16 protein-coding genes are annotated in these 16,386 nt (G+C 29.0%); 2 read left to right on the top strand and 14 right to left on the bottom strand.

Annotation, left to right across the window (positions count from 1 at the left end; all coding sequences use genetic code 11):
* Nucleotides 1-2 precede the first annotated feature (2 nt).
* The 7 genes from Q1A46_RS11625 to rnpA are packed head-to-tail and all read right to left on the bottom strand — an operon-like array spanning nucleotide 3 to nucleotide 8,222.
* Nucleotides 3-1,274, bottom strand: a complete 1,272-nt coding sequence (locus Q1A46_RS11625) for a lipopolysaccharide biosynthesis protein (protein ID WP_299678499.1) — start codon at nucleotides 1,272-1,274, stop codon at nucleotides 3-5.
* Complete coding sequence (locus Q1A46_RS11630; protein ID WP_299678502.1) at nucleotides 1,267-2,331, bottom strand: GDP-L-fucose synthase; 1,065 nt, start codon at nucleotides 2,329-2,331, stop codon at nucleotides 1,267-1,269. The genes Q1A46_RS11625 and Q1A46_RS11630 overlap by 8 nt, the downstream gene beginning before the upstream one ends.
* Entirely contained in the window at nucleotides 2,324-3,439 is a 1,116-nt protein-coding gene (gmd, locus tag Q1A46_RS11635; protein WP_299678505.1) for a GDP-mannose 4,6-dehydratase, read from the bottom strand. Before gmd ends, Q1A46_RS11630 begins: the two co-directional genes overlap by 8 nt.
* A 35-nt stretch (nucleotides 3,440-3,474) precedes the next feature.
* Entirely contained in the window at nucleotides 3,475-4,542 is a 1,068-nt protein-coding gene (locus tag Q1A46_RS11640; RefSeq protein ID WP_299678508.1) for a hypothetical protein, read from the bottom strand.
* A 2-nt stretch (nucleotides 4,543-4,544) separates the two neighbouring features.
* Nucleotides 4,545-6,218: a hypothetical protein gene (locus Q1A46_RS11645; protein ID WP_299678511.1), complete on the bottom strand. Its 1,674-nt coding sequence runs from the start codon at nucleotides 6,216-6,218 to the stop codon at nucleotides 4,545-4,547.
* An 8-nt stretch (nucleotides 6,219-6,226) separates the two neighbouring features.
* On the bottom strand, nucleotides 6,227-7,849 hold the full coding sequence (locus Q1A46_RS11650) for a S41 family peptidase (protein ID WP_299678514.1): 1,623 nt from the start codon (nucleotides 7,847-7,849) through the stop codon (nucleotides 6,227-6,229).
* Complete coding sequence (gene rnpA / locus Q1A46_RS11655) at nucleotides 7,839-8,222, bottom strand: ribonuclease P protein component (RefSeq protein WP_299678517.1); 384 nt, start codon at nucleotides 8,220-8,222, stop codon at nucleotides 7,839-7,841. Before rnpA ends, Q1A46_RS11650 begins: the two co-directional genes overlap by 11 nt.
* A 69-nt stretch (nucleotides 8,223-8,291) precedes the next feature.
* On the opposite strand from rnpA, the gene Q1A46_RS11660 reads away from it, so the two are divergent.
* Nucleotides 8,292-9,470: an acyl-CoA dehydrogenase family protein gene (locus tag Q1A46_RS11660; protein WP_299678520.1), complete on the top strand. Its 1,179-nt coding sequence runs from the start codon at nucleotides 8,292-8,294 to the stop codon at nucleotides 9,468-9,470.
* A gap of 1,155 nt (nucleotides 9,471-10,625) precedes the next feature.
* Here Q1A46_RS11660 and Q1A46_RS11665 read toward each other — a convergent pair.
* The 5 genes from Q1A46_RS11665 to Q1A46_RS11685 form a co-directional block, all read right to left on the bottom strand.
* Nucleotides 10,626-11,306, bottom strand: coding sequence for a LytTR family DNA-binding domain-containing protein (locus Q1A46_RS11665; protein WP_299678523.1), 681 nt, complete (start codon nucleotides 11,304-11,306; stop codon nucleotides 10,626-10,628).
* Nucleotides 11,303-12,319, bottom strand: a complete 1,017-nt coding sequence (locus tag Q1A46_RS11670; RefSeq protein ID WP_299678526.1) for a sensor histidine kinase — start codon at nucleotides 12,317-12,319, stop codon at nucleotides 11,303-11,305. The genes Q1A46_RS11665 and Q1A46_RS11670 overlap by 4 nt, the downstream gene beginning before the upstream one ends.
* Nucleotides 12,319-12,969 carry a hypothetical protein gene (locus tag Q1A46_RS11675; RefSeq protein ID WP_299678528.1) on the bottom strand — a complete coding sequence of 217 codons (651 nt, stop codon included), beginning with the start codon at nucleotides 12,967-12,969 and terminating at the stop codon, nucleotides 12,319-12,321. Before Q1A46_RS11675 ends, Q1A46_RS11670 begins: the two co-directional genes overlap by 1 nt.
* A gap of 262 nt (nucleotides 12,970-13,231) precedes the next feature.
* Nucleotides 13,232-13,846 (bottom strand): FAD-dependent oxidoreductase, encoded by a 615-nt coding sequence (locus tag Q1A46_RS11680; RefSeq protein WP_299678531.1) that lies wholly within the window; start codon nucleotides 13,844-13,846, stop codon nucleotides 13,232-13,234.
* Between the two features lies 1 nt (nucleotide 13,847).
* Nucleotides 13,848-14,429: a MarC family protein gene (locus tag Q1A46_RS11685; protein WP_095074871.1), complete on the bottom strand. Its 582-nt coding sequence runs from the start codon at nucleotides 14,427-14,429 to the stop codon at nucleotides 13,848-13,850.
* A 94-nt stretch (nucleotides 14,430-14,523) separates the two neighbouring features.
* Here Q1A46_RS11685 and Q1A46_RS11690 point away from each other — a divergent pair, with 94 nt between their 5' ends.
* The gene (locus tag Q1A46_RS11690; RefSeq protein WP_095074870.1) at nucleotides 14,524-15,090 is read left to right on the top strand and encodes a DUF3109 family protein; all 567 of its coding nucleotides are present in this window, start codon (nucleotides 14,524-14,526) and stop codon (nucleotides 15,088-15,090) included.
* A gap of 2 nt (nucleotides 15,091-15,092) precedes the next feature.
* Here Q1A46_RS11690 and Q1A46_RS11695 read toward each other — a convergent pair whose 3' ends face one another.
* Nucleotides 15,093-15,815 (bottom strand): tol-pal system YbgF family protein, encoded by a 723-nt coding sequence (locus tag Q1A46_RS11695; protein WP_299678538.1) that lies wholly within the window; start codon nucleotides 15,813-15,815, stop codon nucleotides 15,093-15,095.
* Complete coding sequence (locus Q1A46_RS11700) at nucleotides 15,808-16,350, bottom strand: RNA polymerase sigma factor (protein WP_299678541.1); 543 nt, start codon at nucleotides 16,348-16,350, stop codon at nucleotides 15,808-15,810. Before Q1A46_RS11700 ends, Q1A46_RS11695 begins: the two co-directional genes overlap by 8 nt.
* Nucleotides 16,351-16,386: the final 36 nt, after the last annotated feature.

Below are 16,386 nucleotides of genomic sequence, written 5' to 3' on the forward strand. Positions count from 1 at the left end.
AACTAGCATTCTAATTGTTTTGTTTTATCAATAACCTTGTGAACTATATTGATAAAATTACTTTTAAAATAAATAAGGATAACAGAAATAAAAATTACTTGATATAAAATAGATGAGATAGGCTGAGCTAAAACTCCATATTTATTAGTTATTAATTTTACAACACCCAAAAATAACATTGAAATTATAGCTTGAGCTAAAAATAACACTTTCGTATTTTCCGTAGCTTTTATTAAATATATTATTGGATTTGTTAACGCCAATGAAATATAAAATATAGCTATATAATACAGTAAATAAGTGTATGGTAAATAATCTTTGTTGAAAATTGTTTCAAACAAAGTATTTTTAAAGACTAAAAATAATAAAGTGAAAACTCCAACGACAAAAAGACCAACAAAAATTAAACGAACTATGTATTTTACGATACTGGTTTGATCATTATCTTTAATGTAAGTCGCAATTTTAAGAGGTACAATGTTATCTAAAGCATGAAAAAAAATATGAGTGATACCAAATAAACTTTGTGCGGCTTTTTGAGCTCCAACGGCGGTAGCTCCAAGAAACGCTCCCGCTCCCAGCATAAATGTGTTGTCTGAAACCCATTGTATTATAGAGCTTGCTAAAAGCCATTTAGAGAACATCCAATTTCTAAAAAAGTGAACTTTAAAATTTTCTAAGTTTACTTTTAAATTCTTGTAAATAGCGTAAAAAGGAATAACTCCTAATAAGTTTGCGATTGTTAATATTAGCAGTGTTTTCCTTAACGTAATATCATAAAAAAGGAATAAAGAAGTTGTTGCTCCGAGGAATAAGCTATTTCGCAAAAGATCAGAAAAAAAACTAAGCTTTGGAGTTTCTTTTACATAAAAATAACGTCTTACAAAATCTTGATTTAAGGTTACAAAAATTAGTAATGTAATTAATAGAGAATAGTCAGATAAATCCCAATTCTTATTAAATATCCAACTTAAATTTATCATTAAAAATGCAAGTAGCGAAAGTAACAAGCTGAAACCAATACTTTGAATTTTAACAACCTTTAAATACTCGTTTTTTAAAGAAACTTTTGGTGTGATATTCATCATTGGAATTGTGACTAACGATTGAAATATTAAAGTAAACAATAACATTCCAAGAACGATAATCACATAAACACCAAATTCCTCAATGCCCAAATATTTGGCTAACAGTATATTTGATAAGAAATTAGTTCCTGATACTAAAGCCTGATCTAAAAATGCCCAAGATGTTTTTCCTTCCTTACTAAACAAGTTGATTCACTTTTTTTGCTTTATACCATTCGTACATTTTATCAATTCCATCATTGAGTTCAACTGAATGTTTCCAACCAACGCCGTTTAATTTCGATACGTCAGTAACCTTTCTCATGGTACCATCAGGTTTATCCGTATTAAACGTTAGTTCTCCTTGATAACCAATTTTCTCTTTAATTAATTCAGCTAATTCTTTTATTGATATTTCTTTACCAGTACCAATATTTATATGAGTATTCTTAATATCGTGTTCCACACCCAGAATTGTGTCTTTAAAATCTACTTTTTCCATAATGTGCACACAAGCATCTGCCATATCTTCACTCCAAAGAAATTCTCGTTTTGGTTTTCCAGAACCCCAAATTTCCACACTTTCAGAAGATATTCCGAATTTTGATAGATAGGATTTTGCTTCTTCTATTGAAGTTACATTTAAATCACTAATAATTTCAGATTCTTTTCCTTCAGATAATAACTTAGCTAAATGTATTTTTCTTATTAAAGCTGGTAGTACATGAGACTTTTCTAAATCAAAATTATCATTAGGCCCATATAAGTTTGTTGGCATTACTGAAATGAAATTCGTTCCGTATTGTAAATTATAACTTTCACACATTTTAATTCCGGCAATTTTCGCAATTGCATACGGTTCATTAGTATATTCTAATTCATTAGTAAGTAATGAATCTTCCTTCAAAGGTTGTGGCGCATTCTTTGGATAAATACAAGTACTTCCCAAGAAAAGTAACTTCTTTACGTTATGCTTATAACTTTGATGAATTACATTATTCTGAATCATCAAATTTGCATAAATAAAGTCAGCTCGATATGTGTTATTTGCTACGATTCCACCAACTTTCGCTGCTGCTAAAAAAACATACTCTGGTTGTTCCTTTTCGAAAAAATTGGCTGTAGCTATTTGATCTGTTAAATCAAGTTCTTTATGAGTTCTTGTAACAATATTTGTAAATCCTTTTTCTTGGAGGTTTTTTACAATTGCGCTTCCTACTAATCCTCTGTGGCCAGCAACATATATTTTAGAAGATTTATTCATAATTATTTAGAATATCGTGTCCTCCTTTTTGTAAATAGGTTTCTCGTTCCATTAACTTTAAATCACTCTCCATCATTTCTTTCACCATATCTTCCAACGTGTATTCTGGAACCCAACCTAGCTTTTCTTTAGCTTTAGTTGCATCACCTATTAATAAATCTACTTCTGTAGGACGATAATAATGGGGATCGATAGAAACAACCTCTTTTCCTATTTCTAAGTTAAAATCAGGATTACTACATGATTTCACAATTCCTTTCTCATCTTTACCTTCTCCTTCAAAAGATAATTCTACACTAATTTCATTAAAAGCCATTTTAACAAAGTCTCTTACTGTAGTTGTTTTGCCTGTTGCAATCACCCAATCTTCTGGTTGTTCGGCTTGTAAAATCATCCACATCATGCGAACATAATCTTTTGCATGTCCCCAATCTCTTTGAGCATTTAAATTTCCTAAGTATAATTTATCTTGTAAACCGTGAGCTATTTTAGAAACTGCTCTAGTAATTTTTCTAGTTACAAATGTTTCTCCTCTTATTGGCGATTCATGATTAAATAATATTCCATTACATCCGAAAATATTATAGGCTTCTCTATAATTTACGGTAATCCAATATGCATACATTTTTGCAACTCCATATGGACTTCTTGGGTAAAAAGGTGTAGTTTCAGATTGTGGAACTTCTTGTACTTTTCCATAAAGCTCTGATGTAGAAGCTTGATAAATTTTAGTTTTGTTTTCAAGTTTTAAAATTCGAATAGCTTCTAATAATCTTAATGTTCCTAATCCATCTACATTAGCAGTATATTCAGGTGTTTCAAAAGATACATGAACATGGCTCATGGCTGCAAGGTTATAGATTTCATCAGGTTGAACTTCTTGTAAAATTCTAATGAGATTAGTACCGTCAGACATGTCTCCATAATGAAGAATCAAATTTCTGTTTTTAGTATGCGGATCTTGATATAAATGATCTATTCTTTTGGTATTAAAACTAGAAGCCCTTCTTTTTATGCCATGAACTATATAGTTTTTTTCTAATAAAAGTTCAGCTAAATATGCACCATCTTGCCCCGTAATTCCTGTAATTAAAGCTACTTTTTTCATATTATTGATTATAGAAGTAATCTTTCAGAAAATTTTTAAAATTTCTTCTTGTTTTTATGTGTGTCCAAATAAGAGTTTAATTTTAATAGTAATAAGCCAAGTATCATTAAAAATAAACCAATAATCCCAAATTGAAACCCTTTGTTTTTTTGTATCTCCTTTACTTTGTGTCCAATAGGTTGGAAGTTAGAAACAATATTTATTATTTCTGATTTCTCAGATAAATCATCGTTTACCTCGATAAGTTCTTTATTTAACCTTAAACTAGTATTAAAAAGCTGTAACTCTTTGTTAGAAGCATTTCCTTTTTCTTGTAGACTAATTGAGGTTCCAGGAGACAATTTTTTAGCCTCTTCTAATAAAACTTTCTTATATAAATTATGTAATGAATCTGTTTGCTGTAAGTTTTTTCTCAATAGAGCATCAGTTTCCAAAAGGCTTTTCTTATTATTTCCTTTTAGTGTTTTAAAATAATCGTTATTAACTATAGATGAAATTATAGGGGTGCTTAATTTTTGAAAAACATCATTTTTAGAAGAAATAACAGAAATTCTATGAACCTTATAGTCTACTTCAGTAAATGTTTCTTTAAATTTTCTGTAGGAATAACTTTTTACAGTAGATGTATCTACAGATTGCATTAATTCGTCAAATGACGTTAAAATATCATTTTCATTAATAACAGGTTGAATGGTAAACTTTTTTAAAGATTCGGCATCTTCTGGAGTTATATTAAAAATTTTAGATAAATCAGTATTATTTTTTTGATCAACAAGCTTTTGTTTTACAAGATCATCATAAAATTGAATATTGTTATATAATTGTCTAGCACTTCCAAAATTAGGTTTTACGTATAAATCAGCAACATATTTCGTTCCAGATTTATATTCGAAAAATATTCCTGTAGCTCCTCCAACAATTGTTGCTACTGCTAATTTTATGATATTAGCTTTTAAAAAAAGTAATGAATTTATAAGAAAACTAAAAATAGCTTTAAAGATTGAACCTATAAAACTAAAAAGTTTAGAAAACCCTTTTCCTATAATAATGAATAAAGATCCTAAATCTACTTCTTCATTTTCTTTATGATGTTGATCAGACATTTTTAATCGTTTAAGATTTGTTCTAGTATTTTCTGTGTGATTGCATATGTTGGTGTTACACCACTCATTCCTAATCCACCAGAAGCTAATGTTGCTCCAGTTTCTAAAGGATTATCCGAAGCATAATATGCATATCTTACTTTCACATTTTCACCAATATTACCTCTAATTTTAGATGCTGATTGAATTGCTTTTTGGTAATGTGCTCCTTCCATTTCTAATCCGATAACATCCCAAGTTGAGTCATGGAAGAATTTTAAAAGATCTTTGTTTTGTAATGAAGTACCTAATACAGTAACCATAGCACCATCAAATACTTCAACACCAAAACCTTCTAAGTCTTCTTTTTTAAGTTCATTTTTAAATGGATAGTTATCTGCTGTACCTTCAAAAATATGAGAAGAAGGAATCATAATATCTCCTTTACCACCTTCTAAAATTCCTGCTTTCCCCATTATAGAAACTGATTCAACATTTATATGAACGATTTCATTATTACACTTATACGGTTTTAACAACTCATCCATAGTTTCGTAAGCTTGCTCACCAAAAGCATAATCCATTACGATAATTACTGGTTTAGCAGAAGAATTCGGGCTGTTAAATTTAGTAGTGTCAAAATTTACTTTAGCAGTGTCTATAATTTGAACATTAATGTTAGTTCCGCTTTTATCTTTTAAATAAATTAGACCGTTTTCAGAAGCATAATTTTTTACAGTAGTTTGTAAAGGTTTACTATCTGCGTTACTTAATAATTCATACAGTTCAAAACCTGAATTATTTTCTTCTGGTAAAGCGTTTTTAGCATATAAAGTATTCAAGACACTGTGCATGTTTGCACTAATAATATGAATAGGTCTACTTAATAAATCGTTTTGAAGTAAAGCTTCTTTGATATCATTAGCCCAAATTTCACCATGATAATGACGTCCGATTTCTTCTGATAAAACAGAACTAAAACGGATAGATCTTTTCTTATCGTACAATTCTTCATTAATTGCAAGTTTACCTAACCAGTAAATTAATTGGAAGAAACGATGTGGATTCTCCTCTGTACCGTAAGTATTATGAGCTTGATAAACTTCTTCGTATGTTCTTCCTAAGATACTTCCAAGATGAACGATTAAAACGTCTTTTTCTTGGTCGGTAAGCGATTTGTTATGAAGAACAGTTTCCTCTAAGTTTTGCCACTCACGAGTTGTTTTTTTACCGTCACTAATTAAAACTCTATCTTTAATTTTGTGAGATTCAATGAATAAAAAGGTAAGGTGAGTCAGAATATCATAGATGTCAGATCTTCCTCTAGTAATCTCAATATTCATTTGATCTTTATCTATTCGATAACAGTTTCTTCTTCTTTTTGGAGGAATTATGGCTTTAAAATTAGAGTTTCTATATCCTTCATCTCCTGTAAGATTAATGAATTGACATTCTTCTATTCCTTCAGGAAGTCTTTCTATAATATAATTTAAACCGTTTAATTCAGATTTGTCTTCAGCAATAGAACCATAAATTTCTGGTCTAAGTGATAATAATGATTTACGTAAAGTTTCACCTGAAACTCCCATAGGCTTATAAAATCCACGACTAAATAAGTGACGCATAGAAATGTATAATCGTTCTATTGCATTTGTAGATTCTTGAGCTCTCGTTCTTTCTTTATATATTTTCGACATATAACTTTTTAGCTGTTTCCTAATATTTTATTGTATCTAGATTCGTCATTTAGTATATCAACCGCTTGTTTAATGGTTGCATCATTTTTCAAATGGTATTGATAAACTCCTTTCTTATAAAAATATTGTTGTAAAATTTCGTCTTGTATTTTTTCTAACAGAACATCTTTATTCTTATCAATCTGTTGAACCTTATACGTTTTTATTTTTGTAATTAATTGATTGTAATCTGAAGCAAGATTATCTTTATTCTTCAGTTTTTTATAAGCGTCTTTAAATAACTTTTCTTGTTCTGTTACAAAAGCTGTGTCTTTTGTTTTTAAGTATGTTTTAAAGTTTTCAAAACCCTTAAATGAAAAAGAATTAATATCTGATTTTGGATTTTTTCTCACATAATCTGTAGCAAAATTAAAAATTGCTCTAGAACTTAAAAGTTTTTCAGTTTCTTCAGTTTTTTTAGAGATATTAATTTTTACATCAGGAGTTACACCTCCGCCATCATATACGGCTCTACCATTTTCAGTTTTAAAGGCATTTACTTGTCCATCAGAAAATTTAGGAACTTTTCCTGTTTTCCAGTCACGATTAGCATAATCTAATTCCTGAATACATCTTCCACTAGGTGTGTAATATTTAGAAATTGTAGCTTTCATTTGAGTACCATATGGTAAATCGAAATAACGTTGAACTAATCCTTTTCCGAAAGATCGTTCACCTAAAACGACAGCTCTATCATAATCTTGTAATGCTCCAGATACAATTTCAGATGCAGATGCAGATCGGTCGTTAATTAAAACTACAACAGGTAATGTTTCATCTAAAGCATCTTGACTAGTAGTATAACTTCTAGAATTCTTTTTTGTTTTTCCTTTAGTGTCAACAACTCTTTTTCCTCTTGGAATAAATAGATTGGTAATATTTACAGCATCATATAAAGATCCACCAGGATTACTTCTTAGGTCGAAAACTAATTTTTTCATCCCTTTTTCTTTCAGTACATTAATAGCATTTCTTACACCATCGGTAGATTTTCTAACTGTAAATTGAGTTAATATAACATAACCAGTATCTTCATTAATCATCTCAAAATAAGGAACTGGATCGTCAATAATTTTATCTAATTCTAGCTTAAAGTTTAATGTTTTGTCTCCTCTTTTAACGACTAATGAAATAGCCGTACCAGGAATTCCTTTTAAAACTTGAGACAAGTTTTCATTATCTAAACCTTGTAGTTTTTGGTTATTAACATCGATAATTATATCACCAGCTTTTAAACCAATTTTATCAGCAGGAAATCCTTCTTTTATAGTACGTATTGTAATTCCTTGTTTAGAGTACCAAGAAGAAATTCCAATTCCTCCATATTCACCTTCACGCCTAATTTTTGCATCTTCTACTTGTTGCTCATTATAAAAACGAGTGTAGGGATCTAAATTTTCTAAGGTATTATTTATAGCCTTGGTTGTAATTTCACCAGGATTTATTTCGTTGATATAGTCAACATTTAGTGTCTTATATAAATTGTTGTAAATTTCTATTTGTTTTGCAATCTCGAAGAAACGAGACTGAAAAGAAAAAGAAACAATTATTACACAACCAACAATTAGAATTAAAATTTTTTTATTTCTCATCTTCAGAAATTTTTGTGATAAACTTCTTTAAAAGTTTCTCCATTGAGGATTCTAAGTCTGCGTATTGCCACTCTTCTTTTGCAAGATAAGAAATCATAAACACATAAGGTTTATCAACTTCCGAATACACTATATTTTTTTGTAAACGATAACTTTCCCTTAATAAACGTTTAATTCTATTTCTATCTACAGCTTTTTTAAAGTTTCGTTTTGGAACAGAAACACCACATTGAACAGGGAAGTTTGAATGATGTTCAATTTGCAAATACACCATTCTTAAAGGAAAAACTTTAATAGATTTTCCTTCAGTAAATAATTGTGAAATTAACTTTCTACTCTTTAATCGTTCTTGCTTTCCTAAGGTAAATTTCATTATGACAAACATAAGCAAAGAAAGATTAATATCTGTTTTTTTAGCTATTTTTGAATAAAGTAAACGAATATGAAACCCGATCTTTTTCAAGCACCAGATTATTACCTAGTTGACGATTTATTATCTGATGAACATAAGTTAGTTAGAAATACTACTCGTAGTTGGGTAAAAAAAGAGTTATCTCCAATTATTGAAGAATATGCTCAAAAATCAGAATTTCCAAAACAATTAGTAACTGGATTAGCAGAAGTAGGTGCTTTTGGTTCATATATTCCTTCTGAATATGGAGGAGCAGGATTAGATCAAATCTCGTACGGTTTAATTATGCAAGAGTTAGAAAGAGGAGATAGTGGTATTCGTTCTACAGCTTCAGTTCAAACATCTTTGGTAATGGGACCAATTTATAATTATGGTTCAGAAGCACAACGAAAAAAATATTTACCAAAATTAGCATCTGGTGAATGGATTGGAAGTTTTGGCTTAACAGAACCTAATCATGGATCTAATCCTGGTGGAATGGAAACGAAGTTTAAAGATATGGGAGATCATTATTTGTTGAATGGAGCAAAAATGTGGATTTCTAATTCTCCTATTTGTGATGTGGCTGTAGTTTGGGCTAAAAATGAAGAAGGTAGAGTTCATGGTTTAATTGTAGAGCGTGGTATGGAAGGTTTTACAACTCCAGAAACTAAAAATAAGTGGTCGTTAAGAGCATCAATTACAGGTGAACTTATTTTTAATAATGTAAAAGTGCCAAAAGAAAATATATTACCTAATAAATCTGGATTAGGAGCTCCTTTAAAATGTTTAGATCATGCGCGTTATGGTATTGCTTGGGGAGCAATTGGTGCAGCTATGGATTGTTATGATACGGCTTTAAGGTATTCAAAAGAAAGAACTCAGTTCGGAAAACCAATTGGGCAATTTCAGTTACAACAAAAAAAGTTGGCTGAGATGATTACAGAAATAACAAAGGCACAATTAATGGCTTGGCGATTAGGTGTTTTGAAAAATGAAGGAAAAGCAACTTCGGCACAAATTTCAATGGCTAAACGTAATAATGTAGATATGGCAATTAATATTGCAAGAGAAGCTAGACAAGTTTTAGGTGCAATGGGAATTTCCGGTGAATATTCTATTATGAGGCATTCAATGAATTTAGAAAGTGTAATTACTTATGAAGGAACACATGATGTTCATTTATTAATTACTGGATTAGATATTACAGGTTTAAATGCTTTTAAATAAAAAAAAGCTACCGAATCCCCACGGTAGCTTTCTTTTTTTAACTAATGTTGAATTGCATAACTGGCCCCTTCTCCCAGTTTGCTTAGAGTTTTAGTAATCTCTTTTAAAATATTAGTTAATCTCCCAAATAACCCTTCAAATTGTTTCATTTTGTTTTCCCGTTTAATGTTCGTTATCTGATAGTAATACAACTCAGAATTTAAACACCCTACGGTTTTATGAAAAAAGTTAGAAAAGCTATCGAATAATAACCGATAGCTTTTACATTAAGTTCGGTTTTAGTGTTGTAAAGCGTAACTAGCTGCTTTACCACACTCTTTTAAAGCTAATAGAAAACGTCTTAAACCCCTTCTAGCTTTTATGATTAAAACTTTCCCCATGTTGTTAATTTTAAAATAATCCCTAAACTTGTTATTAAAGAATAACACTGCAAATATACCAGCAATAACAAGGCTTTAACAAGTGGAAAACCGCAAGATTAAGTGCAATTTTCCGTATTTATAAAAGGTTTTTTTCTTGAAGATTTAGCGCACAAAAAACCACCTTAAAAAAGGTGGCTCTTAACATAGTTTATAAGTATTCGGGGGGTACTATATTTCTAGTGTTGTAAAGCGTAACTTGCTCCTTTAGCACATTCGATTAAAGCTTCAGTAAATGATTTAGCTATTTTGTTAAGTTTAAAAAGTAATAATTTTCCCATGTTGTTAATTTTAAATAATCCCTAATGTTTTATGTAATAAACAATTACATTGCAAATATAGTATTGGTAATAAGGTTTTAACAAGTGGAAAACCGCAAGATAAAATGTAATTTTCCGTATTTATAAAAGGTTTTTTTCCTTAAGAGATTAAATAAAAAAACCACCTTAAAAAGGTGGCTCTTGATATAGTTTATAAGTATTCGGGGGGTACTATATTTCTAGTGTTGTAAAGCGTAACTTGCTCCTTTAGCACATTCGATTAAAGTTTCAGCAAATGATTTGCCTATTTTGTTAAGTTTAAAAAGTAATAATTTTCCCATATTGTTAATTTAAAATAATCCCTAATATTTTATGTAATAAACAATTACACTACAAAAGTAAGGTGGCTTTTTAGTTTTAAAAAGGGGATATCCGCAAAAAAAAATGTGATTTTCCGTAATGTACTAAAAAACAGCCTAATAGTTGTTTAGGTGTTTGATTAAATTTGGTTTATGTTTTTGTCCAATTGGAACTTTATGTTCAGAAATTAGTAAATGGTTTCCTTCTATAAAATTTACTTTTTGAATATTTATAGCAAATGATTTATGAACTTGAATAAAATTGTTAGAAGGTAATTTCTCTATCATAGTACTCAATTTACTATAAGTTGTTAATGTGTTGTTTGTGGTATGTACTTTAACGTAATCTCCTAACGATTGAACAAATAAGATGTCTTCAAATTTTATAATATGTAATCTTTTATCTGCTTTAAGAATAAGTTTGTCTTCATCTTGCTTTAAAATATCTTTAGCTTTAATTACAGCTTTCTGAAAACGTTCAAACGAAAAAGGCTTCAATAAATAATCGGTTGCATTTACATCAAAACCTTCTACAGCGTATTCTGCATATGCAGTTGTGAAAATAACTAAAGGCGGATTGACTAATGACTTGTAAAAGTCTAACCCAGAGATGATAGGCATGTTAATGTCTAAAAATAATAAGTCTATTTTTTCATCTTCTATTACTTTTTGTGCTTCTTGAGCATGATTGCAGACAGCTTTTAATTCTAAAAAATCAACTTTTTTCACAAATTGTTCTAATACATTTTGAGACGAAGGTTCATCATCTATAATAATGCAGTTTATTTTTTTGATCATAATTCTATTGTTAATGAAACAGAATACTTCTCATTTTTAGAAGTAATTTCTAGATGATGTTGGTTTGGGAATAAAATTTCTAAATGTTGTTTAACATTTTGTATTCCTATACCAGAGTATGGAGTTTTATTTTTATTAAATAAAAAATTATTAGAAATGTTAAATGATAAATTATTATTTTCTTCTATTAATTTAATGTGTACAAAAGGATTTTTCACACCGCTTTTAATTCCATGTTTAAAAGCGTTTTCAATTAAAGGAAACAAAAGCATTGGAGGTATTTTTTGATCTTTTTTTATAGTGTGTTCAAAATTAATTTTAGCATTGAGTACACTTCTGTTTTTTTCAAAATCGATGTAATTTTTAATAAGTTCAATTTCTTTACTCAAAGGAATTTTTTCATTTTCTGTTTCGTAAATACCGTATCTTAAAATATCTGATAATTGTAAGATAGCTTGCGTTGTTTCTTCTTTTTTATTTATTGATAAAGAGTATAATACATTTAAGGCGTTAAATAAAAAATGAGGATTAATTTGATTTTTTAAAACTGAAAGTTCTAACTGTAAAGCCGCTTTTTCCTTTTGATTAAAATAAATCCAATCTTCTGCAAGCTTAACAAAAACGGCTAAGAAAACAGCAGTTATAAACAATAATACTGTTTGTGAGTTTTTTAAGTAAGAAATAAAGAAGTAATCTGGAAACAAGAAATCAATTAAAATATTGTGAAATGAAATATTTAAGATGGAAAAAAATAGGGTAGTTGTAAGTACACAAATTACAAAGAGTACATTTTTTTCCTTTTTTAAGAGTTTTGGAATAAAATAATATAACCCTAAAGTAACTGGAGGAACTAAGGTAATTAGATAGCTTACAGTGTAAATAATATCAATCTTTTGTATAGGATAATCAGAAAAGATAAATAGTAAAATGACAAAAAAGAACAGCCACAATATAACGTTGAATGTAGCTATATTATGTCTGTTCCAAATATTATATTTTTTATGAATCTTCATTAACTCTTTGTTAAAGTAAATTTTGTTTCAGTTTCCCATTTTTCAGCAGATTCAGAAACCATATATTTCTTTAAAAACTGTTGTAATTCTTCAGAAGTTGCAGTTAATAAAATATCATCTTTCATTACACCAACTTTTTTGTGTTTGATTTTTATCTTCTTTTCTGTGAATAATTTTTCTAATCTTTTTTCATCAAACCATTTTATACTAACAGTTCCATCGTTTAACATATCTAGTTTTACAAGCGAATGTGTATAAATAATATGGTATTTCATTAAAGAACTTAAATCAACATTATCAGAATTAAAAGGAATAAAGTCTAAAAAATATTGATTTCCAATTTTAAAAGGTGTTGCGATAAAAGTAGAAGTCTCTTTCTTTTTCTTGTATTCAACAAAGTAAGAGTTTTTAAACTGTTCTCTTAGTATTTTTTCTTCCTTAGAAATTTTCCCCTCATTATTTTCAGGTTTAGAGAATTCTGCTTTAGTAGAAATAATTGTCCAACTATTATTGCTATTATCTTTCCATTCTCCAATTAAACTTTCAATATGTTTTACAGTGTCTTTTGTATAAAAAGGATTTAAAGATTTTACAATACAAGAATTAAAAACTATTAAACTTAAAACTAAAATTATGTGTTTCGTTTTCATAATACTCAAATTTAAATTATTTGAGTCAAAAGAACCTCAAAGTAAAAAGAATTGAAACTTTTTTCGATGAACACTATTATTTTCTAGTCAAACACCAAAAACTAAAAAAAAATGCGCTTGTACTCTATTTTAATACACTAAGGAACTAAAGAAGTGAAATAGATATAGGTAAATTTATATTTGAATGGAATTGGTTTGTAATTTGTTCGGGGGAATGTATACGGTACTAATTCCAAATATTATTTAAAGGCTGAATAGATTACTATTCAGCCTTTATTTTGTCATGAACTTTAGTTGAAATATTATCATTCCATAACGTAAGAATGTCTGTAGCAACTGAAGCACCGCTACCAGCTGCTATAGCATATTGACTTCTCCAGCCTGCGATTGTACCGCAAACATATAATCCATCTTTTATAAGATGATTAAAATTTCGTAATTGAATTCGATCTTTCATTGGATTAGCACGAGAATGTTTTTCAACATATTGTTCTAATCCAGCTATCGAAAAAGGTTTAGCATAATTTAAAGCAACAACAACATTTTTTGTAAAGTATGTCTCTTTATTAGTTATTACTTTATAAACATCTTGATTGTCAAGAACAGCCTCTACTTTTTCACTATGAATCTGATTAATATGCGGATAAAGTTCATTCATTTGGTTTTTTCCCATCTCTAAAATGTCTTTACCTAAAGCGCCAGGATTTAACCCTAAAACGTTATTAAATAAAGCGTTTTGTAAATGTGAACTTCTTTGGTGCATAATAATTCCAATGTTTTTGTCTTTGGCAAACCATTTCTCTTTTGCAGAACCTAAAACTAAGGCACATTGCATACCAGCAACACCACCACCAATAATTAAAACATCAAACTTCATATTAAGCTAGTAACATTTTAATGTTTGCAGCAAAAAGTTTTACAGCAATTGCTAATAATATTACTCCGAATATTTTTCTAATGATTGCAATACCGTTTTTACCAATAATGCGTTCGATTCTTGCAGAAGTTTTTAATACTAAATAAATAACTATTACATTTAATAAAACAGCTATGATAATATTCATTAGTTGAAATTCTGCTCTAAGCGATAATAAAGTTGTTAAACTACCTGGTCCGGCAATTAAAGGAAAGGCTAAAGGAAATACTGTAGCATTAAGCGCTTGATCTTCTTCATCTTTATATAAAGTGATACCAAGAATCATTTCTAAAGCAATAAAGAATAAGATAAACGAACCTGCAACAGCAAAAGAATTTACATCAATTCCAATAAAACCTAATAATCGTTGTCCTACGAATAAGAATAAAATCATAATTAACCCGGCAATAATCGATGCTTTTTCAGATTGAATATGACCAACTTTTTTTCGTAAATCGATAATAATAGGAATGTTACCTACAATATCAATCACGGCAAATAATACCATGAATGCAGTGAAAATTTCATTTAAATTAAAATCCATAACTGATGTTTTTAGTTATACTTTTTTTAAAACAAGCGGCAAAAGTATGTATTAATGGAATTAAATGTAGTAAAAATAAGTTTATTTTTGCGCCATGTTTCAGTTAGGAAAAACAATAGTCTCAGAAGACATTATAGAAAAGGAGTTTGTATGTAACTTATCTGCATGCAAAGGTATTTGTTGTGTTGAAGGAGAAGCAGGAGCTCCATTAGACAAGGAAGAAACAAAGATTTTAGAAGAAATTTATCCGAAAGTAAAGCCATTTCTTCGCAAAGAAGGTGTAGAAGCTATAGAATCTCAAGGAACTTGGGTGACAAGTGATTTTGGAGAATTAGAAACACCACTAGTAAATCATGCAGAGTGTGCTTATGTAATTTTCGATGAAAAAAATACAGCTTTGTGTGCTATAGAAGAAGCTTACAACAAAGGATTAGTGGATTGGAAAAAACCAGTTTCTTGTCATTTATATCCTGTACGAGTAAAAGATTATGCCGAATTCTCTGCTGTGAATTACCACAAATGGGAAATTTGTGATGATGCTTGTTCTTTAGGAGAAGAGTTAGGCGTTCCTGTATACAAGTTTGTAAAAGAAGCTTTAATTAGAAAGTTTGGAGAAAACTGGTACTCTGCATTAGAGAAATTTGCAGAAGAGCGTAAATAAATTTATAATTTATTAAGTAGCTCTTCTATTTCTTTGTTTTTGTATTTACTTAATTCTCGAACATTTTTAAAATACTTTTTAGCTTGTTCTTTATTGTTTAGTTGTAAGTAACTTAAACCTAAATACCAATTTGCTTTATCTTTAAATATTTCTTCTTTAGTAAGATATTCATTTAAAGCGTTAATTGCTTGTTCGGGTTGTTGTAAAGACAGTAAACAATTTGCTTTGTATAAAAGTAAATGTGGTTTTTGAGTGTTATTATACGCAGATTCAAATAAAGCTAAAGCTTCTTTGTATTCTTGCTTTTCATAGCTTAAAAAGGCTTTGAACTCTAAAGTTTCAGACGATTCTCCTCTTACGATAGGTTGCACTACATTTTCATACGGACTGTAATATTCTTGAAATAAATCTTCTGAAGAAGTAGCATTATTATTCAGTAAGAAATAAGCTCCCAGTGAAAAAATTAAAACTATGGATGCTGCAACCTTTAATAATGGGAATGCAGATTTTTTCTGTACTTTATTTGTAATGTTAAACTCTAAATCTTGAAGTTCTTTCTTTAATTCTTCTCTTTTATTTTGTTGAATAGCTTGTTGTAGATTCGTTTGAAATTCAAAATCCTTTTTAAACTCTGAATCCGTATTGATTAATGAATCAAACTCTTCACGTTCCTTCGGAGACAAAGTATCTTCAAAATATTTTTCTATAAGTGAAAGTTTATCCATTGATCTTAGATTTTAATTGTTTTAAACATCTTGATTTTTGACTCTTAACTACGTTTTTATTGTCGTATTTCAAATAGTCTTTAATCTCTTCTATAGTTAAATTATTATAATAAAATAGTGTAAGAATCTCTTTACATTTCTTTCCTAATTGAAGTAATGCTTTTTGAATTTGTCTTTGTTGTAGGTTAATTGTATCAGAAAAACTAGGAACTTCAACTGTATCATAATCATCTTTTATATCATGATTTACAATGCTTATTTCTTTGTTTTGTTTTCTGTTTTTATCGAAAATCATATATTTTCCTATACCAAACAAATATGTTTTCAACGAACAATTTAAATCGTCTGTTTTTCCTTTTAGTACTTGTTCTCTAAAAGCAATAATAGCATCTTGATATACATCTAAGATGTCTTCATCAGAAGAACTAAACTTTTTACCAAACACTAAAAAAGGTTCTCTATACGCTATATAAATCTCCCTTAATATTTTAGTGTCTCCTTTTTTTATTCGCTGGAGTTTCTCACTATCATTCATTTAGTGTCATTTTTTTCTAAAAGTAAACAAAAATCT

This window comes from uncultured Tenacibaculum sp. (assembly GCF_947502995.1).
Taxonomy (GTDB): Bacteria; Bacteroidota; Bacteroidia; order Flavobacteriales; family Flavobacteriaceae; genus Polaribacter.